We start from the raw sequence: 22,972 nt of genomic DNA, 5'->3' as shown, positions 1-22,972 counted from the left end.
GGCCGATGCCCCGCCATACCGCAACCCCCGTCACGCGCACCTCAACAACACCCGTATGCACAAGTGAACATACAAGGCACGCCAGTTCGAGGCGAGGTCAGGCTCAGTACCCCACTCGCCGGTACGGGTCGATCAGCTCCTCCAGAGCACGGGCGTACGCCTTGAGTCTCTGGTGTCGGGTGGGTAACTCTCGATGCATCCCGAGTACATCGTCAGGTACTCGGGCGTGACCGCCCGGCCCTCGTCCCACCCGCCCTGCCGCTCGAAGACGGACATGGTGTCGGCGGAGAAGTCCCCTACGAAGCGGACCGATTCCAGGATGGCGTCCAGCTCACCCCGGCGGGCGCGCACAAAGGCCGCGAGCGACACGTCCCCCAGCGGCCGCCCTCCCGAGGCAGCCACCGCGCCCAGCTCAAGGACACCCCACAACGGCGCGAAGACCTCGTACGCGAGCCCCTTCTCGGAGATCGGACTACTCCGCGAACCGGAACGTCGACGTGATCGCGTCGAAGATGTCGAAGAAGGAGTCCGCCAGGTCCAGAACCTGGCTGCTGCCCGCGACCAGGGCGATCTTGCCCTCCTGGCCCGGTACCGGGATGAACGTCTGCATCAGGACCGCTCGGATCGTCCGCTTGAGCGCGTCGTCGGGGACGACGATGTCCTCGATGCCGTACGTCCGGGCCGCCGGGCCCACGCCCGGGATGTCGACCGTGGTCACCTTCCGCCAGGAGTCGCCCGCCTTCCGGGCCTCCTTGACGGCCAGCGTGCCCGCCATGACCGCCGGGTCCGTCGAGAGCGGCTCCCCCGAGCGGGTGGTGCCGCCGACCAGGGAGACCGTGACGGAGCCGGTGATCGGGGTGTCGCCGCCGAAGCTGTCCGCCATGCAACCGCAGTACAGGGCGCCCGACTTCCAGGCGTCGGCGGCGGCCTTGCGGAGGAACTCCGTGTACGTGTCGCGGTACTTGGCCAGTTCCGGGTTGGACTCGACGCGCTCGTTCACCATCCGGCGGATCGAGTCGTCGCGGGACTCGGGGCGGACGTCGAACTCCCACCACGACTCCGGGACCTTGATCCGGAAACCGCCGCGCTCGATCGTGAGCGCCTCCATGTAGCGGGCCATGACGTCGACCTTCCCCCTTCGTGCGATGTACCGTGCCGATCAGCCTACGAGCAACGGTCGGGGGACGGACACATGGGCAACGGCAAGAGCGACCTCTCACTGCCGCTGACGGAGCTTGAGGACTTCGGACGGCGGCTCAGGTCGATCAAGACCCGGATGAACCACACGAAGAAGATGTTCCAGAAGTACGAGGACGACATCGGCGACGGGACCGTGAACAAGGCCCTGGAGGACTTCGAGTCCAACTGGGAGGACGGACGCGAGGACATCGGCCAGCAGCTCGACGCCCTCAGCGACATGTCCGACGCGGTGGTACGCGAGTTCAAGAAGCTCGACGACGAGCTGGCCAAGCAGGTCAACGACGCGATGAAGGTCAAGGACACCCGTCCGGGGAAGGACAAGGGCGGCACGTAGCCGCCGCTGGTCCTCCCCGGGCCCGTCCCCTCACACCGTCAGCGTCCGCGCGATGTCGTCGGCCATCTTCTCCAGCGGCTCGTCCAGGACCGGTTCCGTCCACGACACCGTCATCGTGATCGCGGCCTTCAGGTGGTCCGGCCGGACCGCGTAGTACAGGGAGTGCACCACGAGGCGGCCGCCGAGAAGCCGCTTCCTCTCCTCGGCGTAGTTCTGCCGGACGCGCACGGCGTCGCCGATCGGCAGGCGCAGCTCGCGGACGTCCGGCTCGCCGAGGTCCCGTATCGACATGTGCTCGGCCAGCAGGGAGAGCGTGACCTCGGGGTACGTGGCGTCGGGGTGGACCGCGTCGAGTTCGAGGACCGCCGCCATGGTGGGGTGTCCGCTGAGGTACAGGCCGAAAGCGGCGAGGGGGTCGCGCCGGTGGCACTCGGCGACCGCGCGCCGCAGGTCGCGCCTGAGCAGCCGGGCGTCCCCCCGCTCGCCGTCCCGGGCGTACCGTTCCACGAGTTCCCGCGCCTGGTACTTCGCCCAGTAGTCGAGGTCGACGCTACCCGGGACCGGGAACGGCACCCAGTCCTCCGAGCACTCCAGGCCGAGGTCCGCCAGGTCGTCCGTCTCGTCCGTCATTGCGGGGTCACTCCGTCCACATCAGTGAGGAGGCGACGGCGTCGAAGAGCTCCGCCATCGCGTCCGCGATCGGCTCCAGCGGTGTGGAGAAGGTGAGCAGCAGGAACGCCGCCGCGCCGGGGACGGGTACGTGGTACTCGACGGTCACGGAGTCGTGCGGGCGTCCCTCGGTCTCCGGGTCCCGCTGCCGGGCCGGTCGGCGGACCCGTACGGCCGGCCCGGACGGCAGTTCCTCGACGCTGACCGTTCCCTCGCCGTCCGCGGCCAGTACCTCCGCCAGGGTCCTCGGTGGCAGCGGTTCGGGGTGGCGGAGCGGAGCGAGGGTGACCAGCAGCGAGGCCGGGATGGTGAACGGGCCCACCTGCTGGAGGCTGAGGTAGAGCTCGATGCCGCCACTGCGGTGTGCCTTGGCGGCACGGCGCCTCAGGTCCTGGCGGAACTCCTCCTTCAGGTGCGGCGCGTTGTCGATGCCCCGGAACTGGCGCTCCACCAGTGCGTCGACCGCGCCGTCCCACCGCTCGGGGTCGAGGAGGATGCGGAACCAGCCCTCGGGAAGCAGCAGGCGGTAGTCGCCGGGGGTCCCGGTCTCCTGCGGTGCGGTCATACGCGCTCCTCCACGGTGGGCCGGTCGGCGGGGGCGGGCCGGTCGAGGACGAAGCGGCCGCGGAGCTGGTGGACCACGTACGGCGCGGCCTGGAGAACGGCTCCGACGGCGCCCAGGACGATCGCGACCGTGGCCGCGGCGGGGTGCGCGTCGTGGCCGCGCACCCCGAGGGAGAGGGAGAAGAAAGAGCCCACGGCCATGACGGCGGTCGAGGAGAGCCCCGCGATCGTCGAGGGGAAGCGGGATGCCCGACGGGCCTGCCGACCGGATTCGGGCAGGGGCCGCGCCCCCAGCACCGGCTCCTTGGGCCAAGGGACCGTCCCGCTCGTGCGTCGCTCGGACACGGTCAGCCCCGTGGCGGTCCGCAGCCGGGCCCAGCCCTGATCGCCTCCCGTCCCGCCGAACCAGACGTCCCAGGGCAGTACCGCCCGCACCTGCTCGCCGGGGCCGCGGATCTCGGCGCCGCGGCAGGTGCCCTTCCGGTCCCGCACCAGGACCAGGGAGGTCAGGGCGTGCGGCCCGGACAGCGGCAGCCAGCACTCCTGTCCGCCCGTGTAGCGCAGGACGAGGTCGTTGTCCTGGACCCGTATCCCGGTGTCCCGGAGGAACCTCACGGTTGCTCCCAGACCGGCCGCGGGGGCCGGTTCGACGTGCGCGCGGACCACGGGACGGCAGCGTCGCAGCCGCAGCCGGGTCCAGACCCGCAGGGCCAGACGGGCGACCGGGCCGACGAACGCGGCGACGGCCGCCGTCAGTACGAGCCAGGGGGCCTCGGAACCGGACAGGACGAGCACCGTGAAGGCGGCGAACCAGACCGCTCCGGCGGCGGCCCGCGTACCCCAGTACCAGAACGGGAAATCGCTGCCCGGACCGAGCTGTCCGCGCCCGCCCCGGCCCCTTCGGCGGCGGGCCACCTCGGGGTCGTCTCCGCGCCGGACGCGGTGGACCGGGATCGCCGCCGCCTTCAGCAGATCGGTGACGCCCGTACGGCGCAGGAGTTCCTCGCCGTGGACCCACCGCTTCGGCAGGGCCGGCGACTCGGGCAGCCAGTCCTCCAGGTCGAGGGTGCCGACCAGGGCGCCCCGGCTGTCCTGGAACTGGAGCCGGCCCCAGGAACCGGGAATCGTCGGCCCCACCCGCTCCATGTCCTCACCGGCGGCGTCGACGAAGACGGCGCGGGTGATCCCGTCGGGGCCCACCGGGTGACGGACGGTGCGGGTGCGGGTGCGCAGGACGAGGTCGCCGCCGTCGAGGAAGAGCCGTGAGGTGTGGCACAGCTCGACTCCGGGTCCGCGGGAGCCGTGCGGCCGGAGCGCGGGCTCCGGAGTCGACGGGGCCCTCCGGCGATCCGGCGCCGTCCCCGGCTCCGGTGCCGCCCCTCGCCCCGGCGTCATCCGGTGATCCGGTCGTACGTCGAGGTGACGGCGCCGTACGCGCCCTCGGAGCCGGCCACGACTCCCGTGGCCGTGGCTCCGGTGAAGACCTGGGTCTGGCCCCCGAAGTTGCTGACCGCCCGGCTGACCTCAGGCGTCGCCCGCGCCGCGGCGGGGAGGGCGTCGAGCTCACCGGCCGCCCTGGCCAGGTCGGGGTCGAGAGTCGCCGCGGAGCGCGGGGCCGTCACGTTCCGCAGGCCGTCCCGCCAGCCCTGCTTGGAGAACGCGTTGGCGATCGACTGCACGCCGTCCACGGTATCCCGGTACAGGGCGACCGGACTGAACCCCTCCTTGAAGTTGTTCCAGGTGAAGAGCTTGCCCTTGGGCGCACCCGACATCGCCTGGGACGCGGCCCTGCCGCGCGCCGCCCCCGGAACCGCGCGGTTGGCGATCCGCCATGCCTTGTTCGTCTTGGCGCCGGCCGCCACGGCCTGCCGGTACAGGTTGCTGCGCGCCAGCGCCTTCGCGCCGGCCGCCGCGCCCTTGGCGCCCGCCATGGCCGCCCGCCCGAGACCGAAGGTCGCCACGCCGACGGCGTCCAGGAAGACCGACTTCCAGCTGCCCTCCCCACCGATCGCCAGGACCAGGTCCACGGCGAGCGCGACGATGCCGGCCGTGAGGGCGATGGCGTTGGCGACCACCGCGATGGCCTGTCCGATGACCGGGATCCAGCCCAGGGCGAGGGCCGCCACCCCCGCCCAGAGCGCGATCCGGCCCGCCCATTTGGAGATCTCCGACAGCCAGCCGGAATTCTCGTGGACCCAGTTGTCGAACTTGTCCTTCCAGCCGTCCTTCAGGCCGTCGCCCTCGATGACGTCGTGGATGGAGTCCGCCGCCAGCTTCGCGGCCCGGTCCCGGATGCCCTTGGCAGCGGCCAGGGCGTCCTTGGCGGCCGACAGGGAGGAGGCGGCCTGTTCCTTCTGCCGGTTGTACTTCCTGGTGTCCGGGTCGTCCTCGGGGACGTCGTCGGGTTGGCCGTCCAACGACCGCTGGGCCGTGCCGCGGTCCTCCTCGGCCTGTTCCGCGTCGCGCAGCGCCTGGTCGGCCATCTGCTGGGCACGGTGCAGCTCGGACGCGTACTCGTTGCTGCACACGCCCTCGCGCACCTGTGTCCCGAGGGCGTCGGCGGCCTCGTCGTACCGCTTGAACGCCCGGCGCAGCTTGTCGCCCGCTCCCTCCGCGGCGGTGCGGAACTCGGTGGCGGTCTTGCCCTTCCAGTTCTCGACGGAGGCCAGCTCCTTGATCTCGCGGGCCTCCTTCTCGATGGCCTCGGCGGTCCGGCGCAGTTGGCGGCCGAGCCGGGCCACCTCCTGCGGATCGCCCGGGACGGGATCGGAGGACTCGTCGAGGACGGCCCAGCGGTGAGCGGCGGGACGGGTGGTCACTTGGCCCGCTCCCCTTCCCGGTCGGATCGCCGGAGCGCTTCGGCGAGTTCGTGGTCGAGGGTCTCGTACGATTCCGCCGCGGTCGCGGTGATCGTCCGGAGCTTCTCCAGCTCCTCGCCGAGTTTCCTGCGGTGGATCTTCCAGTTGCCGCCGAACTCGTCGAAGGCGTCGAGGATCCGCTGCGAGCCGATCTCGTCCACCCCGTACCCTTCGGCCGGGTTGGCCCGGTCGGCGAAGGTGTCGCGGATCCGTTGCAGTGCCCTGGCGCACTCCTTGATCCGCGCTATGTCCGCTTCCTGATCACCCATGGAACTCCTCCGGGAACGTCACTCAGCCCACCTCGTTCTCCGCCACCGCCTCGCCGCGGACGATCACGTCGCCGCCGTAGAACAGGCCGGTGAAGACAGGGGCGTAGGTCAGCTGGACCTCTACCTGGACCTGGTCGACGGTCGCCACCGTGCAGTGCGTCGCGGCGATGTCGGCGCCGGTCATGTCCATCTCGGCGGCGAACTCCTTGACCCGGGCGTCGCAGTTCTGGAAGTTGATGGGCGCGGGGCCGCCGACGTCGTCGTAGAGGGCCTCGCGGTCGATGTCCTGGGCGGCGTACCGGGCCGCCTGTTCCGCGATGTCGGCGGCCCGTTCCCGCTTGGAGATGGACATGCCGCCGTCGATGACGAACGCCGCGAGGGAGAGGAACACCAGCGCGAAGATGATCACCGCGCCGGCGCCGGACCCCCGGTCGTCCGTCCGCGACCGCCGGACTTCCAGCCACGCCAGGCAGCCGGACCCCCGGTCGTCGCGCGCGAGTTCCCGCACCGCCACCGGCCTCGTCCTCATGCCGACCTCCGGAAGGGGTCCAGCGGTGAGCTGAAGGTCGCGTCCATGGTGGGGTCGATGTCCAGGCCGAGCATGGCCAGCCCGCGGACCTCACAGCTGACCTGTACCGAGAACATCGGGTCCACCTCCGGGTCGAAGCCCGCGCTGGTCTGCGTCACGGTCACCGGGCCCGTGCAGACGTCCGCCAGGTTCGCGGCCGCCGCCTTGCGCGCCTCGGCCATCGCCGTACCGCGGTCCTTCTGGATCGAGCCCGCGCGGGCCGCGTCCCGGGCGGCGCCGTCCAACGCGCCCCGTCCGTCGACGAGTTGCCCGAAGGCGACCAGTACCAGGATGAACAGCATCATCACCGGGGCGAGGATCACCACCTCGATGGTGGACAGGCCCCGGTCGTCCCCCGCGGGGTGCGCGCGGCCCATCAGTTCTCCCCCTCCGGCACGAACCGCTCCACCGGGCCCGCCGACTGCGCGTGCACGGTGAGGTCCAGTCCCGGGAAGACCGACGGCACCCGCGCGGTGATCTCCACGCCGACCGTGTTCTGCTCCGGCTGGAGCATCGTCACGTTCGGCGACAGCACCAGCGTCGGTCCCAGCTGCTCGATGTAGCTGTCGACGACCGTACGGGCCTCCCCGCGCCAGGCGCCCGGCTGGGCGTCCGCCGTGGACCGTGCCTTGCGGGCACCGGCCTGGGCGGCGGCCTGGGCGACGTGGTCGGCGAAGAAGTACAGCGCGAACTGCACCGTCGCGAAGATCATGAAGAACAGGACGGGGGTGAGCAGCACGAACTCGATCGCGGTCATCCCGGAGTCACCGCGGGCGGCGGTCTCGTCCCGGACGGCCGCCCACCTGCTCCGTACCCATCTGCGCATGCGTCGCCGCACCCCGTACCCCCTGGACCCGAGACTCAGCAGGTGCCGGCCGCGCTGGCGCCCTCGATGCAGTCCTCCACGTTCTCCGCGCCGGTCTCCAGGGCGCGGTTGATGATCGCGGCGACCACACCGACGATCGCCACGACGACCGCGGAGATGATGACCCACTCCACCGCCGAGGCTCCGCGGTCGAGTTCGCCGGAGCGGGCGCGCTGCACCCGGCTCTGGAGGAAGGTGACGAGGAAGTCCACCGCGGGGATCCCGGTGCGGAAGTTCCTTTCGGTCATGATCAGTTGTCCTTTCAGAGGGTTGGTCGGCGTCAGACCTGGAACACACGCATAGCGGCCGGATAGATCAGGAACACCAGGAATCCCGCGCACAGCAGCAGCTGCGCGACGAGCATCGACTGGGACTTCTCGCCCGCGCTGCCCTCGATCTCGGCGAGTTCGCGGTGGCGCATGGTCTCGGCGCGGGAGGCGAGGGAGTCCCGGACCTTGGCGCCGTCGTCGGCGACCAGGGCCAGGGAGGCGGAGAGGTCCTTCAGCTCCTCCACACCCAGCTCCTCGCCGAGCGTGCCCAGCGCCTGCCACTGGCTGATGCCGGTGATCCGGGCGTCGGCGAGGGCGTTGCGGATCCGCTGGTTGGCCCAGCCGTCCGAGATCTCCGCCGCCGCCATCAGCGCCTCGGGCAGACCGCGTCCGCCGGCCAGGCTCATCGACACCAGGTCGAGGTAGGCGCCGATCACGCGGCGCAGGTCGCGGCGCTTCTCCGCCGCGTCCCGCCGTACCTCCGCGTCGGGCAGGAAGAAGAACAGCGCCGCGCAGAGCAGGGCCAGCCAGACCGGGATGATCGGGCTGCTGCCGAAGCCGAGCGTCCAGACCACCGCGAACAGGAACGGGCCGAAGAACAGGCCCGCCACCGCCAGCAGTGCCTTGGTCGCCAGGAACTTCTCCCAACTGCGTTCCAGCACGGCCAGATCGGCCCGCAGCGAGCGCTGCTCCCAGCCCTGCTGGAGGTAGAACTCCGCGACTCGGCGGCCCACTTCGGAGCGGACCGAGGAGAAGCGGCCGTCGTCGTCCTTGGCGGTGCGGACGGACTCGTACGCCGCTCCGCGGGCCCGCATCGCGTCGATCCGCGCGACCTGCGCGACGGCGCTGCGCTTGGTCGGCATCAGGGCGCGGACCAGGGCGTAGACGCCGAGGCCGAGGATCGCGCCGACGACGATGGGCATGGTCACTTCGCTCATCGGCGGGTCCCCTCCTCAGGCCCGAACGGCAGGGTCTGCGGCGCTCCGGGCGGTCCCGTGGGAGCGCCCGCGGCAGCCGGCGTCCGCGGGCGTACGAACTGGACCGACGACGCGTCGCGGACCAGGAAGCGTTCGGGCGTCTCGATGGTGGACAGCTTGCGCAGCCACAGGAAGCCGAGCGCGAACAGGCCACAGACGCAGGCGAGGACGAGCTGCCCGACCGGGTCGCCGTACGGTTCGACGAACTCCCGGTTGAAGATGGACAGTCCGAGGACGAAAGCCACCGACACCGCGACGACGATCTGCACCGAGCGCCGGGTGGCGGCCCGTTGGGCCATCACGCGCTGGCGCATGTCGACCTCCTCGCGGGCCGACTTGGCGAGCGCGCCGAGCACTTGGCGCAGACCGGGGCCGCGCAGCCGGGCGTTGAGCATGAGCGCCGCGACGATGATGTCGGCGGACGCGTCGTCGATCTCGTCGGCGAGCTGCTGGAGCGCGTCGGGCAGCGGGGTGCGCGAGCGCAGCCGGTCGACCAGGGCGTCCAGGTGCGGGCGCAGCACGGGGGCGGCGGCCCGCGCGGAGGCGGGGATCGCCTGCTCCAGGCCGACCGCGCCAGCGATGGTGTCGCGCAGCGACTCCGTCCAGGAGGCGAGCGCCTCCACGCGCTTCATGGCGGCCCGCTCCTCGGCGGCTCCGCCGAAGAGCCGGTCCCAGAAGAAGACGAGGATTCCGGCCGCGATGCCGAGCACCGCCCAGCGGGTGAGCAGCAGTACGGCGAGGCCCACCAGCGCGGCCAGCGAACCGCGCCGGCCGGCGAACCGGATCAGTTCGTTCGCCCGCTCGGCGGCCTTCTGCTTCTCGTGCTCGGGCTTGGCGGGCAGTCCGCGTACGGCCAGCAGGAGCAGCGCGAGGCCGCCGCCGACGGCGAGGCCGCAGGCGAGCGCGTACAGGACGGTCGTGGAGAACAGACCGCCGAGAGAACCGAGTTCTCCGGTCATCGTGTGCTCACCCCCATGTTCCGGCGGGCCGGTAGCCGTACGCCATCAGGTCGTCGAGGCAGGCGAGCGGCGCGTGCGGCACGACCCGGCCGTCGGGCGTCTCCGCGAACACCTCGCTGGACAGGACGCGGCCGTCGACGCCGTTGACCTCACGGACGGAGGTCACCATGCGCTGGAGGCGGCCGCCGCTCTGGAAGTTGTTGCGCCGCTGGATGAAGACGACGAAGTTGACCGCGCCCGCGATGAGCATCTGGCTGGCCTCGATGGGCAGCCGCTCGGTCGCCTGGAGCGCGTAGGTGGAAATACGGTTGAAGACCTCGCTGGAGCTGTTGGCGTGGATCGTGGACAGCGAGCCGTCGTTGCCCTGCGACATCGCGTTCAGCATGGTCACGATCTCGTCGCCGAGCACCTCACCGACGATGACGCGGGAGGGGTTCATACGCAGCGAGCGGCGCACCAGCTCGGCCATGGTGATGGAGCCCTGGCCCTCGGAGTTGGGCAGCCGCTCCTCGAACGCCACGACGTTAGGGTGGAGTTCGGGGAAGGTGTCGAGGCCCAGCTCCAGGGCGCGTTCGACGGTGATGAGCCGCTCGTGGCCCGGGATCTCGTTGGCGAGCGCCCTGAGCAGCGTGGTCTTTCCGGCGTTGGTGGCGCCCGCGATCATGACGTTCTTGCGGGCGCGGACCGCGCAGGCGAGGAAGTGGCCGACCTCGGGGGTCAGCGTGCCGTTGCCGACGAGGTCGGAGATGAAGACCTTGCCCATGCGCGCGCGGCGGATGGACAGGGCGGGCCGCCGGGCGACGTCCATCACGGCCGAGAGCCGGGAGCCGTCGGGCAGCCGCAGGTCGAGCTGCGGGTTGGCGGAGTCGAAGGGCCGGGAGGACAGACCCGAGTACGCGCCGAGGACCTGGATCAGCTCGATGAGCTCCTCGTCGGTCTCCGCGACGGGGTCGCCCTTCTCCTCGCGTCCGTCGCTGTAGCCGACGAAGACCTGGTCGCAGCCGTTGATGTCGATGTTCTCGACGTCGGCGTTGTCCAGCAGCGGCTGGAGCCGCCCCACGCCGAACAGCGCGGCGTGCACGGCGGCCGCGTACTGCTCCTCGGTCTCCGCGTCCAGCGGGGTGCGCCCGGCGTTGATCTCGGTGCGGGCGTACTCCTCCAATATCTGCGCGATGACGGCGCGGGCGTACTGCCGCTCGTCCTCGCTGGACATCGGGGTGACGCCGCTGACCTGGTCCAGGCGGCGCTGCTCGGAGATACGGTCGCCGGCCTCCTGCCGGAACCGCTTGACCAGTTGGTGGTCGACAGCGCTCACCGCGACTGGCCGTTCATCTGGGTCTGGTTCGCCCACGCGGCGCCGTACTGCTGGTAGACGTCGGCCGCGACCTTGCGGGCCGAGCGGATCAGCAGCGACTTGTCGAGGCGCCCGCGCTTGCGGCCGGCCAGCTGGTCGGCGCCGGTTGGGTCGTCGGCGATGGTGCCGACGACGCGGGCACCGGTCTGGGCGTGCACCAGCATGTCGTTGACCTGGCCGGCGAGCTTCGGGGCGGCGCCCGGTTCGGCGATCAGGACGACACCGATCAGCGGGGTGGCCAGGCTCGCGGCGCCGCGCGGGCCGCCGTGCAGCTTGGTGGCGAGGGCGGCGGCCCGGTCCCGGACCCGGGCGATGGCCTCCGGCTCGGTACGGCTGATGAGCAGCACCAGGGCGGCGTGCGGGAACAGGTCGACGACCGGGGTGTCGCCGCTGATACGGCCGCAGTCGGCGATGACGTCGGCCGGGGACTGCGGGGAGTCGGCGAGCGAGGAGAAGGCGTGGCCGAGCGTCGGCCACAGCCCGGCGAGACCGGCGGCCTGCTCGGACGTGCCGAGACCGACGAGGACTTCGAGTCCTCCGCTCAACGGCTGTACATGGTCCCAGAGTTGGTCCGGTACGAGGCCGCGGCGAGCGGTCGCGGCTATGGAGAGCATGCCGGTGTTCGGGTTGAGCGGTCCGCCGTGCGCGGCGGCACTGCGGTAGACGAGGTCGCCGCCGGCCGGGTCCGTCTCGGCGAGCAGGACACGGCGGGGCCAGACCGCCGAGAGGGCGACGGCCGCGGTGGTGACGCCGGGGGAACCCTTGTCGGCGGCGAGAGCGATGAGCGCCATGGGGTGGGTGCCGCCTTCTAGTTGCTGCCGGGGACGAGCACGATCGCCACTTCGCCGTTGGAGGCGGCCAGGGCCAGCGGGGCGGCCCGGTCGGCGTCGACGGTGACGGTGACGGCGAGGTTGGAGCTGCCGACCAGTTCGTCGCCGTCGCCGCCGGGCACCGAGGTGACGGTGGCCTCGTCGACGATGAGGTTGTTGCCGCCGCCCGCCGCGGCTCCGCCGCTGCCGGTGTCCGCGTCCGCGTCGGAGTTGGAGTTGGAGTTGGAGCCGCTGCGGGACCCGACCTGGTAGGCGGCGACGACGTCGCCGGCCTTCAGCCCGGCCGGGAACTGGCCCGCCTTCAGGGAGAGTCCGACGGTGGCCTTGCCCTCGGTGACCCCCACCTGGTCGGCGAACATCTCGCCGATGACGACGGTCCCCTTGTAGATGGTGGACTTGGCCTTGAGCCCCTGAAGGGTCTTCAGCTTGCTCCACTCGACGTAGTTGATGCTGGTGTCCTCGGCGACCAGCACCGACTCGACGTTCTCGCCGACCGATTCGCCGGCCTGGATGTCACTCGTCACCCGGACGACCTCGACCCGGTCACCGGCCTGGAGCACGAGCATGGTCGCGCCGAGGGCGCCGACCAGGATGAGCAGCACCGCCAGTGCGGCCAGCGCGGGTTTGCGCTCGCGAGGAGGGGTGGGAAGCCGGTCGCCGACCGACGGCTGAGCCGGTGCCGCGGCACGTCCCGCGCCCGCCCCCGTACGCTCTTGGATCTTCACGCAACCGCTCCCCGTACAGCCAAGATGATGTCTGCCAAGACTGCCAAACTCCGTGCAATTCCGGACACTTCACCGTCTTCGTGCTGCATCGTCGCGTCCTGCGCGGATAGTCAGCAGCTGGGGTGAGTGTCAAGCCATCGCACCGTATCAGCCGCCCATACACCCCTCAAGGCACGTCTGGCCCCGTGCGGAGTGGGGGCCGTACTGTTACTCACCCGCAACGGAAGCCCCAGGTAAGCCCCTTGTGCACACGGCTCTGAGCAGCGGGTTCCTGTGCGGAAGCGAAGTGATTCCGGATCTCGGCGGAAGCGTTCCTCACGCGTCAACCATGAAGCCTGCACCTTTCACTCACGAGCGCGAGGGGCGGCCGTGCCAAGATCCTCGATCGCCGACGAAGGACGAGAAGGACGAAGGGCTACGGGCTGACCGTCATGGCAGATACGACGACGAACCTCCTCCCCGTGAACGGCGCGACGCTGGCGACGGATCCCCGCGTCCTGGAGGCCGCCCGCGCCATCGGCGCCCGGCACGGGGTGGACTACACGAACGACGAGACCGTCGGCGCCCTCCTCACGGAGCGGCGGCGGGCGATGGGCGCGACGCAGCGCGGCTGGTTGGCGTGGACCGGCGGTCTGACGCTCACGGCGGGTGTGGTCCTTCCGTTCACCACGACGGCGATGCCCGAAAACGGCGTGAGGCCGGCGCTGGTCGCGTCGGGTGTCCTGGTGGTGTTGGGGGTGAGCGCGCTCATCGCGCTCTGCGTCCGCTGGAGGCGTGAGCTGACTCACCCGGCCCTGACCGGCTACCGCGAGGTCCTGGGCGTGGCCCGCGCGCACGGCCTGCCGCTGACGCATGTCCCGGTATGGCTGGAGGGCCGGACGGCGGACGGGCGCGGGAAGGGCTGGGCGCCGATACCGCAGTACCCGAGCGTGCCGCCCTTCGCGGGCGACCCTCACCAAGTCCCCGCCTCGACCGCTCACTCAGCCGGTGTGCCCCCGAAGCCGGCGGCGGTCACCCAGTACGAGGAGATGGCGGACACGGGCGGCTGGCACGACGAGACCGGTTGTCTGCTCCTCCTCGTGGGTCTGGTCGGCGCGGGCTGGGCCTGGGGCGAGGAGGTCCCCGCCGCCTACGGGCTCCTCGTCCTCGTACCGCTCGCGATCGCCGTCTGGCTGGCGGGCCGCCGTCAGGGCAGCAGGAAGCAGGCGCTGCGCGAGCAGGCCGAGGCGTACGTCCGCACGCTGACCGCGGCCCAGGCGGCGGGGGCGCCGGTGCCGGAACTGTCACCGGCGCTGCGGGCGCTGCTGGAGCCCAAGGAGTAGTCCTCCGCTTCGCGATACCAACCGCCGTCAGATGCTGGCCCGCGGTCCGGTGTTCCCGTGTCGTGGCCCCCGTCGGCCGATTCTCGTCTTGCGGTGGGTTTGCGGGCGGGGGTGACCAGCGTTCGCGGTGGCGAAACCAAGAACCCCACCTATAGCGTCTGTTGTCCTGACTGAACTTCTGTCTCACGGGGAGACCACTGTGAAGCGCCGCACTTTGCCCGCCGCCACCGCGCTCGTAGCCGCCGCAGCCCTACTGCTGTCGGCCTGCGGCAGCGAGGACGACAAGTCCGGCGACAACGACAAGATCACCGGAGCGGAGTCGGGGTCCCCGACCCCGAAGGAATCGACGTCCCCATCGGGAGCGCCGGCCGAGGACAAGCCGGACGGGGTGGATGTGTCGCTGCCGGCCGACGTCAACCTGGTCTTCGACTGGGACGAGCCGAAGAACAAGAACGAAGCGGCGGCCATGGCCGATACGGCGAACTTCTTCCGGGCCATGTTCCGGGGCGTGGACAAGGGCACGACCAAGGACGCAGGCGTGGTGACCTACGCCGTCGACGGCGGCCTGAAGTACGCGAACACGCAGATCAACGCCTACATCGACGGCGGCTGGACGGTCACCGGCACCCGACGCCACTACGACGTCACCACCCGGTCCGCGGCGAACGGCACGTCGGTGGAAGTGGCGTTCTGCGCGGACGACACCAAGTTCTATGGCAAGGAGGTCAAGTCGGGGAAGGTCCTCAAGACCGACCCCAGCATCAATGACTTCGGCTACTTCAAGATCATCATGGTCAAGAACCCCACGGGGACGGACCTGTGGCGGGCGTCCAAGGTGTTCGTCGAGACCAAGGCGGCGAAGTGCCAGTGAGGGGACATCGTGGCACTCTCGTATCCGTCGCAGCCCTGACGCTGGCTCTCAGCACCCTCGTCCACTCGGAGTCCGCCCACGCAGGGACGGGCGTTGGTTTCGGCCCAGGATCCGACACGGAGCAGTCAGGCGGCAGTGACGGCACCAACATCTACGCCGGTGCCCGGATCGAGTACTCCGGCTCCGTCGCCCAGGGTGGCAGCCGGGGGAACGTGACGTCCGCCGACGTCAACTGGACGCCTCCGCCGTGCTGGTACGCCCCCTACCTCGGAGCCAAGGACTTCAAGGAGAAGATGTCCAAGGACATCGAGGGCCAGATGAGCGCACCCGGCATGGGCGGCCACGCGGGCGCCGCGCTGAGCGAGTTGCAGCGGCACTACGAGGACGAGTACGGCTGGACCGACACCCCGGGCTACAAGGACTACAACGTCGAGAACGACGGCGAGGGCATGTTCTGGGCGGCCGTGCAGAACCCGAACGAGCCGGACATCCTGAAGCGGAACTCGTGCAACGACCTGCCGTTCTGGGTCGACAACGGTCAGGCCCCGCCCGCGCAGTACGAGCAAGCGATCACCCCGGAGATACTCGCCGCGCTCGCCTACCAGGCGATGGAACTACCGGACACCGAGGTGACGCTCGCCCCCGACGGCATAACCAAGGTGAACCTGCCCACGTGGGCGTGGCTCGACGAAGCGGTCTTCGACGAGGTCCAGGCCACGGCAGCGATCAACGCCCCCGGCTTCAACCTCCAGGCCACGACAACGGCAAAACCGGTCTCCCTGAGACTGGAACCCGGTACGGCGGACGCCGAGACCTACCCCGCGTCCGGCGAGTGCGTCATCAACGCCGACAACTCCATCGGCGAGCCCTACGCAAAGGGCAAGGCCGACGAGTCACCGCCGTGCGGGCTGAAGTACCTGCGTTCGTCGGGCGACGGCACATTTGACCTCCAGGCCACCATCACCTGGGAGATCACCTGGGCCGGCACAGGCGGAGCAGGCGGCGACCTCCCGAACGGCACCTTCGGCGCCGACCAGGCAGTCACCGTCCAGGAAATCCAGTCCGTGAACCGGTAACGACGCGGGACGCTGCGCTGAACCTGGCTGTCACGTCCAGTGCAGCGTCCCAGCGACCGTGTCGAACAGACGCACCATCTGGTCGGCCAGTGGATCCAACGGAGTCGAGAAGTTCAGCATGAGCCAACGTGTGGTTGCCGGGATCGGCACGTAGTACGTGACTGTCGTGGTCGGCATGGTGTTGCCCATCTGATTCTCCGGGTGGGGGTCGTCGCGGCGGCGTTGACGCACCGCCTTGCCCGCCATCTCGATCTCGACCATCCCCACTTCGAACCGAGCGGCCGCCCGTTGGGCAGCGATGTGTGCTGCCAGATCAGTCACGTCCGAGCAAGGAGGGAACTCGCCCGCGCCCGGGACGGAGATCAGAAGGGACGACGCCAACGGGACTGGACCAGCCGTGAGGAGGGACAGGTAAAGCTCCACGCCGCCAACCCCATACGCGGCCCTCGCCCTCTTCTGAAGGTCAGTCATCAACTGCTGCTTCAGGTGCGGAGCATTGTCCACTCCTCGGAATTGAAGTTCACCAAGGGCGGAAATGCACCTGTCTCGCTCGCTGGGATGAAGCGAGATCTGGAACCAAGCGTCAGGGACGATGAGGCTGTAATCAAAAGGGGGTTGGGAAAAATCATCCGCCGTTCTCACGCGCATCGACCTCACTCATTGGGCGAGGCGACTTCATCGCCGTTGATATCCACCGGCACACGCCTCATCGCGGCAACGAACTCGTCCGTGCAGCGCGACAGTTCGTCCGTGCGCTCCATGCTGCGCCACCGAGTATTGACCACCACCAGGTGATTTACTCCCGGAGGGAATACCGCATAGTCGACACACTCGCTCAACTGCCGACCGAACCCCAGCCTGCGCTTGGCTTTCAGCATGACCTGTACGCGAACAGCGGGCCCCGCCGCAAGATCCAAGTACTTGATATCCGGTTCACTCGCGACCTCCCTGTTCGACCATTTAAGCAGCATAGGCACAACTTCTTCGGGTGCAGGGCGGGGGACCCCCTCCTCACCGTAAGTATCTACCTTGAGGTTGGCCAGACCATTTCCGTTCGGCGCATAGCACGCGGCCGCGAAGATGGGCGCATCAGAGTTCAAGATGAGGGCCCGGTCCGTCAGGTCACGCAGCAAGTCGCGCCTACTTACATCGAGTTCAAGCAGATTGAATCCCTTCATGACCGATCCCGCCAGGATGACCGCATCCGAATAGTGACAGTGCTCCAAGGTCAGATCGAACCAGCCCGACGGCAGGTCAAATCGGTATTCGTAGTCGACGTCATTCTCTCCAGCGCCGTGACTGGCCATCGCGTTCCCCTCTCAGCCCAACAACGGATTGAGATTACCGTCTAGCCCCATCCCGAAAGACGTCAGCCCGGTGCCGAGGACGGACGCAACGGTGGCCCTGGTTGAAAGCTCGTTGATCTGCCCGTAATCATCCAGCCTCCGAGCTGCGAACTTGAGGTCCTTAAGATCTGAGGCGATACCCGGGTCCACTCCGGAGACCGAACGACCCAATCCCAAAGCCGCGTTGCCGTCACCGCGGATCACGATCTTTTCCCACATGGCACGATAGTTCCCCTGACCGGGGACAAGGATCTTCATGTTGTCGGCCACGGACTTAGAGAAGGGCTCCGTGAAAACTTCCTTCATGGACTTCCACCCTTCCCCTGACTCCGGCTTAAATTCCATCACTCTCAATTTCGTACGCTTAACGAGAGAGGCGTCACCCTCTGCCTTGCGACCGAGAACCACGTTCAGCTTCTTGTCGGCACGATTGACCTGCTTCGACGTCCGTGCTAGATCTGCCCTGTTCATGGCGCGAAGGGCCTCTTTCGCATACCGTCCGGCGACCTTGGCGAACGCCTTGCCCACACCCATCGTGACAATCCCAAGGACGGTGAAGGCCAGATCTTTCAGCCCCTTGTCGCCTCTGATCACTTGGATTAACGTAGCAACGGAACTGATAAGCGTTGCGATCGTCGCCAGTGCGCCAAGGCCACCCGCCAGCGCCTGCCCAATAATCGGAACCCAGCCAACCGCGAGTGCGGCAACACCAAGATAGGTCGCATACTCTTCCGCCCACGACCCGATCGAGTCGACCCAGCCATCAAACTGGTCCCAGAAGTCATCCTTCAAAGAGTCATTGAGTTTGGCGAGATTCTCAAACACCGCACTCGCCCGATTCGCTGCCTCGTTGCGAATCTCCACGGCCCGGGTGATCTTCTGGTGGGCGGCGTTCAGTTCGTCGCCCGCTGAGTCGCGTTGCTCCTCTAGTTTCTTTCTGTCTGCCTTGTCCTTGCCCCTGTCAGAGAGGCCGTCCAGGCTCCGCTGTGCCGTGCCCTTGCGCTCGTCCGCGTCCTTGGCGTCCCGGAGGGCCGCGTCGGCGATCTGTTGTGCGCGGTTCAGGTCGGTCGCGTAGTTGGTCGGTTTGGCTTGGGACTTGTCCTGGTAGCCACCCCCGACCTCGGTCACCTCGTCGCCGAGTGCGTCCGCCGCGGAGTCGTAGCGAGTCAGCGCCGCCTTGAGCTTCTTGACGCTCCCCGTCGCCTTCTCCCGGAACTCCTTGCCGGCTTTGCTGTCCCAGGAGTCGACTTCGGCGACCGCCTTGAGGTTGGCGATCTGCCGTTCCAGTTCCTCCGCGGTCTTCCGCAGCTTGCGCCCGAGCGCTGCGACCTCGTCAGGGTCACCAGGGATCGGATCCCTGTCAGCCAGCGGGTGCCAGTCCCGTGGTCGAGGAGACACTCGCTACTTCCCCTTTTTCGCCGGCTTGGGCTCACCGGCGGTCTCGATCGCCTCGGCCAGTTCACGATCGACGTCGTCGTACACCTTCGCCGCCGTCTTCGCGATCTTCGCCAGCGCCTCGACCTCCTCCGCGAGCTTCCCGCGGTTGATCTCCCAGCTTCCCGCGAAGTCCTCGAACTTGTCGGCCAGGTCGCCGTGCCCGAAGTCGTCCCCGTATTTCCCTCCGAGCTTCTCCAGCCCGTCGAACGCCTTCTTCACTCTTCCGAGCCCGTTGCCCATCTCCCTGATGGCATCGAGATCAGCTCGCGTGCGGTCACCTTCGCCGGACATGCCGCCCCCGCAGAGTCGTGGCGTCGACCCGGCCGGACAGCGCGGAGTCAACTCTCATGGCTCACTGTTCGCAGAACGGAAGTCACCGGGCGGTCGGCATCAACTTGCGTTAGCCGACAGTGGTGTTCGTCCACTCTTGAGGCAGCAGTGTAGGGGCGGGACAAGGCAGGCACCGACCACCTGCCGAAGTCGGCCGCCCGAACCGAAAGGTCTCGGCCAGCAAACCGCATCACCCGCAAACCTCACCCCACCGAGCACCCCGCACTGGCACGGCTCAGTCGAGCGGTACTTACTCGATCGCCGTCTCCTTGCAGGGCCACGATCCCCGGTTCCTCAGCGCCTCAGCATTCAGGCCCATCTCCAGGCAATCCGAGCCGCTCGCCCCCGCGTCAGATCGAGGTACTCCTCGGGAGCCGAGTTGACGCACCCGCGCCGGGCCGGAGGTGACGCGCGCAATGCCTCGCGCAATTTCTCCTCCGGTTCCTCTCGCGTGGAGTGGTCGCCCGTAGCCGCCTTGTACGACCTCCGGGCGATCCCAGAACCCTTGCGCCCGTCCCGACGGTTCGCGGCATCCGACCCGCGCCAGGCCATCCAGGCGACAGAACCGAGTGCGGCCGCGGCGAGCGCCGCGGAACCGAGCACCTCACCGGTGGCATCCACCTGTCCCGGCGTCCCGGGGCGCAGTTCGCCCACCGGGTCCTCGATCACGGTCACCCGCGTGCCCACGTCGTACAGGTCCCTCCGGGTCCTCAGCGCGGGCCCGGGCACCTCGGCGCCGTCCTGGTGCTACAACTCGTAGTTGTAGTCGCGGGCTTTCCGTCCCTCGGCTGGATCCCGCCACTCCCTGACCACCGTGACGGTGACCTTCTCACCGCGCCGTTGCAGAGTCAGGTCGTCGCGAGCCGTACTCGCGACGTGTACCGATATCGCTGACACGATCACAACGAACAGCGCGGCGTACGAACTGGACTCCTTCGCCCCCAGCCTCCGAAGCAGCGCGACGAGGAGCGCCCCGTGGACCAGCCGGAGAGGGATCTCGTAGGCGGGCCGTGCATCAGCCGCGAGGACGTACGGCCCCGCGATCACGGCGAGTACGTAGCGTGGGATACCGGTCGCCAGCACGACGGGGTGCCGGGTGCGCCTCCCGCGCCGGTCCGCCGCTGTCCGGGGTGCTCCGCTCAAGCCGTGACTCGGTGGTTCACTGAACCCACCCCACCGACCCCCCTATCGCATCGCACAGCCTCTCCATCGCCCCCGTCATCCCCAGCAGCGGGGACGCGAACGCGAGGGTCAGGTAGCCGGAGTCGGACGGCATGTGGATGTGGAGGTCCAGGGAGGTCGCGCCGCGGACCCGTACCGCTCGGCCCGCCGGCAGGTCGACGACCGACACCTCCCGTCGCGGGCCTTCCTCCGGCTCCCTCAGTTCCAGCCAGGCCGCGTACGCGGACGGGTCCGCCGGGGTGTCGCCCAGCGGGGTGAGGGACACCAGGAGCGAGGCCGGCGGCATGCCGTCCCGGGTGGCCGGGGCCGCCAGGAGGAAGAACTCCATGGCGCCCCGCGCCCGGCCCGCCTCCGCCGTGTTGCGCAGGGTGGTCCAGACGTGCCGGGTGACCTCCGCGGAGACTCCGCGGCCCACCGTCCCGCGGTCCACGCAGGTCTTGAGCTGTGCGCGCCAGCGGTCCTGGGTGAGGTCGATGCGGAACCACTCCCGCGGAACCAGCATCCGGTAGTCCCGAGGCGGAGCGTCATCCGACGGTTCCATCCCCCCGTTCACCCCGGCATCACCACCATCGCCCCGTTCCCGTCGAAGAAGCGCACGCTCTTGACGATGCCGGCGAACATCGCGGAGAAGACCTCCCAGCCCTCCACCGTCGGCGTACCCATCTCCAGCACCAGGACCGTGCCGTTGGTCAGGGGGATCTGGACCTGGATGAACGACGTCCACATCGGCTCGGCCCGCCCGGACCCCGTCAGGTTGCCGTCGACGCTGCTGGACCGGTTGCCTACGCACGTCACCGCCGGCCCGCACGGCAACTGCGCCTCGCTGACCTGGCCCAGCTCCAGGTGCCGCACCGTCGTCGCGAGGAAGCCCACCGGGTTGGCGCCGGCCCGCTCGTCGAGGTCGACGAGGCTGACGTTCACCGTGGCCGTGCAGCGGACTCCGTCGACCTCCGTGGTGACGAAGCCGACGTACTGCACGCCCGCCTCGATGAACTCGTCGTAGTGCGCCGCGCACATCGCGGCGTACTCGTGCTGTGCCTCCTCGTAGTCGCCGGGCAGTGACTGCTTGGCGAAGTCGATGAGTTTCAGGGCGAGTTCGTCGAGGTCGTCCGCCTCGAAGGGCAGTTCCAGGAAGCCCTCGGGCATGATCCAGCGCACATCGATGCCGTCGCCTCCCAACTGGCGGCTTCCGAGGGCGTCAGCGGGGTCCGTGACCGTGGTGGCCGTTGTATCCGTGGAAAGTTCCATGTCAGGCCGCCAGTGCCGCGTTGAACGCCGCCGGTGTGACCGTCGGTGCAGGCCGGGGAACAACCGTCGGGGTGGGGCCCGGGACCGTCGCCGGGGCCGGCGTCGGGGCGGGCGTCGGCCTGGGGCCGGGGGTGGGCGTGGGTACGGGCCCGCTCGTGTTCGGGGGCTCCTGGTACCCGGTACGTTCGCCGTTCTCCCCGGTGAGGATCCGGTGCAGGGCGCTGCCGAGACCGGCGCCCTTGATCACGCCGGTGATCTTCCGGCCCTCGATCGCGGCGCGGCCCGTCATGCCGAGCACCTTGTTGGTGAGCTTGACCGCGACGCCGTTCATGAAGTTGTCGCCCACGCCGCGCAGCGCGCCCATGCCGCCGATCCTGAGCTTGGACAGGCCCGAGACCCCTTTGAGGCCCTTGAGTGCCGTCAGGCCCTTCAGCGCACCGAGGCCGGGCAGTACGCCGAGCACGTCGGTGCCCAGCTTCATCCAGTCGACCTTCCCGCCTCGTGCCGTCATGTCGTACGCGTGGCCGGCGAGGGCCGCCGCGCTGGAGATCACGGCGAGGGCGGCGAAGATCGGTGCCAGGAACTGGAGCGGCGGGACGAAGGCGCAGATCACCGCCAGCACGGACAGTACGGCGGAGATGTTCGAGAAGAGGTCCGCCCAGTCCGCGAGCCAGTTCATGAAGCCGCCGGGGTCGCGGACCGCGTCGTGGTGAACGACGTTCCGGATGTGCCGGGCCGCCTTGTCGCCCGCGTCGTCGTAGATGTCCCGCGCGTCCTTCACCGCCCTGCGGGCGTCACCCATGCCCCGCATGGCCTCGGCTCGCTTCTTGACCCAGCGGTCGTACTCCTCCTTCTCGGCGGCGGGAATGTCGCCGAGGGGGTGTTTGTCGGTGAACTTCTTGACCTCGGCGTCGGCGAGGTCGAAGTCCGACTTGGTCTCCCGGTAGTCGGCGAGCGCCCGGTCCGCTTTGCGCTGTGCGCGGCGCATCTCTCCGGCGAACTGGTCGGAGGTGCCTTCCTGCACGCTCTCGCCGACCGCCTTGGCGGCCTCGTCGTAGCGCTCGAAGGATTTCTTCAGTTTGTCGCCGGTGCCGTCGGCTATCTCGTGGAAGCCCTTCCCGGCCTCGCTGTCCCAGCCCTCGACCGAGGCCAGGGCCTTGATGACCCGGGACTGCTCGTCGATCATCTCGGCCATCTTGCGCAATTTGCGGCCGAGTTCGGCCACTTCGTCCGGGTCGCCGGGGGTCGGGTCGCCGTCCCACAGCGGCGGCCAGTCGGAGTCGATCCTGCTCACTTCTTCCCCTTGCTCTGCGCCTTGGCTTCCCGGATGGCCTTCGCCAGTTCCTGGTCGATCTCGTCGTAGGCCTTCGCCGCGGTCTTGGTGTACTCGGCGAGTGCCTCCAGTTCCTCCATCAGCTTCTTCCTGGTCTTCTTCCAGGTGTCGCCGAAATCCTCGAACGCGTCCTTGAGACCACCGTGCCCCACCGCCGGGCCGTACTCGTCCGCAGGATTGCCGTTGCGCTCGAACTCACCGTGAATCTTGGTGAGATCGCGCGAACACTGCTTGATGGCGGCGAGATCCGCCTTTATGTGGTCCCCCACGGGCCATCCCTCTCTCTGACTTGCTCGGCGGCCTTCACCGGTGGCCTCCGAGGAGAGCCCGCACTGTGCGGACTCCGTCACTCCTCATGGCATACAGCGCCAGCTAGGCTCTCGACC

General features: G+C 69.2%; 29 protein-coding genes. 4 read left to right on the top strand and 25 right to left on the bottom strand.

The genetic code is table 11. From position 1 onward, the window contains the following. Positions 1–132 precede the first annotated feature (132 nt). The gene (locus tag AB0E07_RS30385) at positions 133–402 is read right to left on the bottom strand and encodes a hypothetical protein (protein ID WP_362259267.1); all 270 of its coding nucleotides are present in this window, start codon (positions 400–402) and stop codon (positions 133–135) included. Positions 403–472: 70 nt separating this feature from the next. Beyond that, complete coding sequence (locus AB0E07_RS30380; RefSeq protein WP_362259264.1) at positions 473–1,120, bottom strand: hypothetical protein; 648 nt, start codon at positions 1,118–1,120, stop codon at positions 473–475. Positions 1,121–1,192: 72 nt separating this feature from the next. Between AB0E07_RS30380 and AB0E07_RS30375 the strand changes: the two genes are divergently transcribed. Continuing rightward, positions 1,193–1,534 (top strand): hypothetical protein, encoded by a 342-nt coding sequence (locus AB0E07_RS30375; protein WP_362259262.1) that lies wholly within the window; start codon positions 1,193–1,195, stop codon positions 1,532–1,534. A 30-nt stretch (positions 1,535–1,564) separates the two neighbouring features. On the opposite strand, the gene AB0E07_RS30370 is transcribed toward AB0E07_RS30375, so the two are convergent. Genes AB0E07_RS30370 through AB0E07_RS30305 form a run of 14 tightly spaced genes read right to left on the bottom strand, consistent with a single transcriptional unit; the run spans position 1,565 to position 12,441 of the window. Then, positions 1,565–2,164: a hypothetical protein gene (locus AB0E07_RS30370; RefSeq protein WP_362259259.1), complete on the bottom strand. Its 600-nt coding sequence runs from the start codon at positions 2,162–2,164 to the stop codon at positions 1,565–1,567. Positions 2,165–2,171: 7 nt separating this feature from the next. Then, the gene (locus AB0E07_RS30365; RefSeq protein WP_362259256.1) at positions 2,172–2,768 is read right to left on the bottom strand and encodes a hypothetical protein; all 597 of its coding nucleotides are present in this window, start codon (positions 2,766–2,768) and stop codon (positions 2,172–2,174) included. Next, positions 2,765–4,162 (bottom strand): hypothetical protein, encoded by a 1,398-nt coding sequence (locus AB0E07_RS30360; RefSeq protein ID WP_362259254.1) that lies wholly within the window; start codon positions 4,160–4,162, stop codon positions 2,765–2,767. The genes AB0E07_RS30365 and AB0E07_RS30360 overlap by 4 nt, the downstream gene beginning before the upstream one ends. Continuing rightward, positions 4,159–5,586: a hypothetical protein gene (locus tag AB0E07_RS30355; RefSeq protein WP_362259251.1), complete on the bottom strand. Its 1,428-nt coding sequence runs from the start codon at positions 5,584–5,586 to the stop codon at positions 4,159–4,161. The genes AB0E07_RS30360 and AB0E07_RS30355 overlap by 4 nt, the downstream gene beginning before the upstream one ends. Then, a complete protein-coding gene (locus tag AB0E07_RS30350) occupies positions 5,583–5,894 on the bottom strand; it encodes a hypothetical protein (RefSeq protein WP_362259248.1) in 312 nt (103 codons plus the stop codon). The genes AB0E07_RS30355 and AB0E07_RS30350 overlap by 4 nt, the downstream gene beginning before the upstream one ends. Before the next feature lie 22 nt (positions 5,895–5,916). Next, complete coding sequence (locus AB0E07_RS30345; protein ID WP_362259245.1) at positions 5,917–6,423, bottom strand: pilus assembly protein TadG-related protein; 507 nt, start codon at positions 6,421–6,423, stop codon at positions 5,917–5,919. Then, complete coding sequence (locus tag AB0E07_RS30340) at positions 6,420–6,839, bottom strand: TadE/TadG family type IV pilus assembly protein (protein WP_362259242.1); 420 nt, start codon at positions 6,837–6,839, stop codon at positions 6,420–6,422. Before AB0E07_RS30340 ends, AB0E07_RS30345 begins: the two co-directional genes overlap by 4 nt. Then, positions 6,839–7,288 carry a TadE family protein gene (locus tag AB0E07_RS30335; RefSeq protein ID WP_362259239.1) on the bottom strand — a complete coding sequence of 150 codons (450 nt, stop codon included), beginning with the start codon at positions 7,286–7,288 and terminating at the stop codon, positions 6,839–6,841. Before AB0E07_RS30335 ends, AB0E07_RS30340 begins: the two co-directional genes overlap by 1 nt. A gap of 35 nt (positions 7,289–7,323) precedes the next feature. Further along, positions 7,324–7,575, bottom strand: a complete 252-nt coding sequence (locus AB0E07_RS30330; protein WP_351932161.1) for a hypothetical protein — start codon at positions 7,573–7,575, stop codon at positions 7,324–7,326. 32 nt (positions 7,576–7,607) lie between these two features. Beyond that, on the bottom strand, positions 7,608–8,534 hold the full coding sequence (locus AB0E07_RS30325) for a type II secretion system F family protein (RefSeq protein ID WP_362259235.1): 927 nt from the start codon (positions 8,532–8,534) through the stop codon (positions 7,608–7,610). Next, on the bottom strand, positions 8,531–9,532 hold the full coding sequence (locus tag AB0E07_RS30320; protein WP_362259232.1) for a type II secretion system F family protein: 1,002 nt from the start codon (positions 9,530–9,532) through the stop codon (positions 8,531–8,533). The genes AB0E07_RS30325 and AB0E07_RS30320 overlap by 4 nt, the downstream gene beginning before the upstream one ends. Before the next feature lie 7 nt (positions 9,533–9,539). Beyond that, positions 9,540–10,847: an ATPase, T2SS/T4P/T4SS family gene (locus tag AB0E07_RS30315; protein ID WP_362259229.1), complete on the bottom strand. Its 1,308-nt coding sequence runs from the start codon at positions 10,845–10,847 to the stop codon at positions 9,540–9,542. After that, positions 10,844–11,677: a hypothetical protein gene (locus tag AB0E07_RS30310; RefSeq protein ID WP_362259226.1), complete on the bottom strand. Its 834-nt coding sequence runs from the start codon at positions 11,675–11,677 to the stop codon at positions 10,844–10,846. Before AB0E07_RS30310 ends, AB0E07_RS30315 begins: the two co-directional genes overlap by 4 nt. Positions 11,678–11,694: 17 nt before the next feature. Beyond that, the gene (locus AB0E07_RS30305) at positions 11,695–12,441 is read right to left on the bottom strand and encodes a hypothetical protein (RefSeq protein WP_362259223.1); all 747 of its coding nucleotides are present in this window, start codon (positions 12,439–12,441) and stop codon (positions 11,695–11,697) included. A gap of 431 nt (positions 12,442–12,872) precedes the next feature. Here AB0E07_RS30305 and AB0E07_RS30300 point away from each other — a divergent pair, with 431 nt between their 5' ends. From AB0E07_RS30300 to AB0E07_RS30290, 3 genes are all read left to right on the top strand, one after another. After that, positions 12,873–13,763: a hypothetical protein gene (locus AB0E07_RS30300; protein ID WP_362259220.1), complete on the top strand. Its 891-nt coding sequence runs from the start codon at positions 12,873–12,875 to the stop codon at positions 13,761–13,763. A gap of 199 nt (positions 13,764–13,962) precedes the next feature. Next, positions 13,963–14,634, top strand: a complete 672-nt coding sequence (locus tag AB0E07_RS30295) for a hypothetical protein (protein ID WP_362259217.1) — start codon at positions 13,963–13,965, stop codon at positions 14,632–14,634. After that, positions 14,625–15,710 carry a hypothetical protein gene (locus AB0E07_RS30290; RefSeq protein WP_362259214.1) on the top strand — a complete coding sequence of 362 codons (1,086 nt, stop codon included), beginning with the start codon at positions 14,625–14,627 and terminating at the stop codon, positions 15,708–15,710. Before AB0E07_RS30295 ends, AB0E07_RS30290 begins: the two co-directional genes overlap by 10 nt. Before the next feature lie 30 nt (positions 15,711–15,740). Here AB0E07_RS30290 and AB0E07_RS30285 read toward each other — a convergent pair whose 3' ends face one another. The 9 genes from AB0E07_RS30285 to AB0E07_RS30245 all read right to left on the bottom strand — a co-directional run bounded on the left by AB0E07_RS30285 (position 15,741) and on the right by AB0E07_RS30245 (position 22,855). Further along, a complete protein-coding gene (locus tag AB0E07_RS30285; protein WP_362259211.1) occupies positions 15,741–15,971 on the bottom strand; it encodes a hypothetical protein in 231 nt (76 codons plus the stop codon). Positions 15,972–16,363: 392 nt separating this feature from the next. After that, positions 16,364–17,017, bottom strand: a complete 654-nt coding sequence (locus tag AB0E07_RS30280) for a hypothetical protein (protein WP_362259209.1) — start codon at positions 17,015–17,017, stop codon at positions 16,364–16,366. 12 nt (positions 17,018–17,029) lie between these two features. Further along, on the bottom strand, positions 17,030–18,454 hold the full coding sequence (locus AB0E07_RS30275; RefSeq protein WP_362259206.1) for a hypothetical protein: 1,425 nt from the start codon (positions 18,452–18,454) through the stop codon (positions 17,030–17,032). 3 nt (positions 18,455–18,457) lie between these two features. Next, complete coding sequence (locus AB0E07_RS30270; RefSeq protein ID WP_362259203.1) at positions 18,458–18,784, bottom strand: hypothetical protein; 327 nt, start codon at positions 18,782–18,784, stop codon at positions 18,458–18,460. Between the two features lie 786 nt (positions 18,785–19,570). Next, entirely contained in the window at positions 19,571–19,966 is a 396-nt protein-coding gene (locus tag AB0E07_RS30265) for a hypothetical protein (RefSeq protein ID WP_362259200.1), read from the bottom strand. 16 nt (positions 19,967–19,982) lie between these two features. Further along, the gene (locus tag AB0E07_RS30260) at positions 19,983–20,507 is read right to left on the bottom strand and encodes a hypothetical protein (RefSeq protein ID WP_362259197.1); all 525 of its coding nucleotides are present in this window, start codon (positions 20,505–20,507) and stop codon (positions 19,983–19,985) included. 47 nt (positions 20,508–20,554) lie between these two features. Beyond that, the gene (locus AB0E07_RS30255) at positions 20,555–21,253 is read right to left on the bottom strand and encodes a hypothetical protein (RefSeq protein WP_362259194.1); all 699 of its coding nucleotides are present in this window, start codon (positions 21,251–21,253) and stop codon (positions 20,555–20,557) included. A gap of 1 nt (position 21,254) precedes the next feature. Further along, positions 21,255–22,547 carry a putative T7SS-secreted protein gene (locus AB0E07_RS30250; protein ID WP_362259192.1) on the bottom strand — a complete coding sequence of 431 codons (1,293 nt, stop codon included), beginning with the start codon at positions 22,545–22,547 and terminating at the stop codon, positions 21,255–21,257. Beyond that, entirely contained in the window at positions 22,544–22,855 is a 312-nt protein-coding gene (locus tag AB0E07_RS30245; protein WP_362259189.1) for a type VII secretion target, read from the bottom strand. The genes AB0E07_RS30250 and AB0E07_RS30245 overlap by 4 nt, the downstream gene beginning before the upstream one ends. Positions 22,856–22,972 lie beyond the last annotated feature (117 nt).

This window comes from Streptomyces sp. NPDC048002 (assembly GCF_040653275.1).
Classification (GTDB): Bacteria; Actinomycetota; Actinomycetes; order Streptomycetales; family Streptomycetaceae; genus Streptomyces.
The sequence above is the reverse complement of the archived record's forward strand: the minus strand, read 5'-3'. Positions and strand labels throughout refer to the sequence as shown.

Coding starts and splice junctions, on each gene's coding strand:
- AB0E07_RS30260 (WP_362259197.1), bottom strand. CDS start 20,507: ATGCTGGTTCCGCGGGAGTGGTTCCGCATCGACCTCACCCAGGACCGC.
- AB0E07_RS30350 (WP_362259248.1), bottom strand. CDS start 5,894: ATGGGTGATCAGGAAGCGGACATAGCGCGGATCAAGGAGTGCGCCAGG.
- AB0E07_RS30330 (WP_351932161.1), bottom strand. CDS start 7,575: ATGACCGAAAGGAACTTCCGCACCGGGATCCCCGCGGTGGACTTCCTC.
- AB0E07_RS30280 (WP_362259209.1), bottom strand. CDS start 17,017: ATGGCCAGTCACGGCGCTGGAGAGAATGACGTCGACTACGAATACCGA.
- AB0E07_RS30320 (WP_362259232.1), bottom strand. CDS start 9,532: ATGACCGGAGAACTCGGTTCTCTCGGCGGTCTGTTCTCCACGACCGTC.
- AB0E07_RS30310 (WP_362259226.1), bottom strand. CDS start 11,677: ATGGCGCTCATCGCTCTCGCCGCCGACAAGGGTTCCCCCGGCGTCACC.
- AB0E07_RS30345 (WP_362259245.1), bottom strand. CDS start 6,423: ATGAGGACGAGGCCGGTGGCGGTGCGGGAACTCGCGCGCGACGACCGG.
- AB0E07_RS30325 (WP_362259235.1), bottom strand. CDS start 8,534: ATGAGCGAAGTGACCATGCCCATCGTCGTCGGCGCGATCCTCGGCCTC.
- AB0E07_RS30370 (WP_362259259.1), bottom strand. CDS start 2,164: ATGACGGACGAGACGGACGACCTGGCGGACCTCGGCCTGGAGTGCTCG.
- AB0E07_RS30340 (WP_362259242.1), bottom strand. CDS start 6,839: ATGGGCCGCGCGCACCCCGCGGGGGACGACCGGGGCCTGTCCACCATC.
- AB0E07_RS30270 (WP_362259203.1), bottom strand. CDS start 18,784: ATGTCCGGCGAAGGTGACCGCACGCGAGCTGATCTCGATGCCATCAGG.
- AB0E07_RS30335 (WP_362259239.1), bottom strand. CDS start 7,288: ATGCGCAGATGGGTACGGAGCAGGTGGGCGGCCGTCCGGGACGAGACC.
- AB0E07_RS30375 (WP_362259262.1), top strand. CDS start 1,193: ATGGGCAACGGCAAGAGCGACCTCTCACTGCCGCTGACGGAGCTTGAG.
- AB0E07_RS30300 (WP_362259220.1), top strand. CDS start 12,873: ATGGCAGATACGACGACGAACCTCCTCCCCGTGAACGGCGCGACGCTG.
- AB0E07_RS30365 (WP_362259256.1), bottom strand. CDS start 2,768: ATGACCGCACCGCAGGAGACCGGGACCCCCGGCGACTACCGCCTGCTG.
- AB0E07_RS30255 (WP_362259194.1), bottom strand. CDS start 21,253: ATGGAACTTTCCACGGATACAACGGCCACCACGGTCACGGACCCCGCT.
- AB0E07_RS30285 (WP_362259211.1), bottom strand. CDS start 15,971: ATGGTCGAGATCGAGATGGCGGGCAAGGCGGTGCGTCAACGCCGCCGC.
- AB0E07_RS30360 (WP_362259254.1), bottom strand. CDS start 4,162: ATGACGCCGGGGCGAGGGGCGGCACCGGAGCCGGGGACGGCGCCGGAT.
- AB0E07_RS30380 (WP_362259264.1), bottom strand. CDS start 1,120: ATGGCCCGCTACATGGAGGCGCTCACGATCGAGCGCGGCGGTTTCCGG.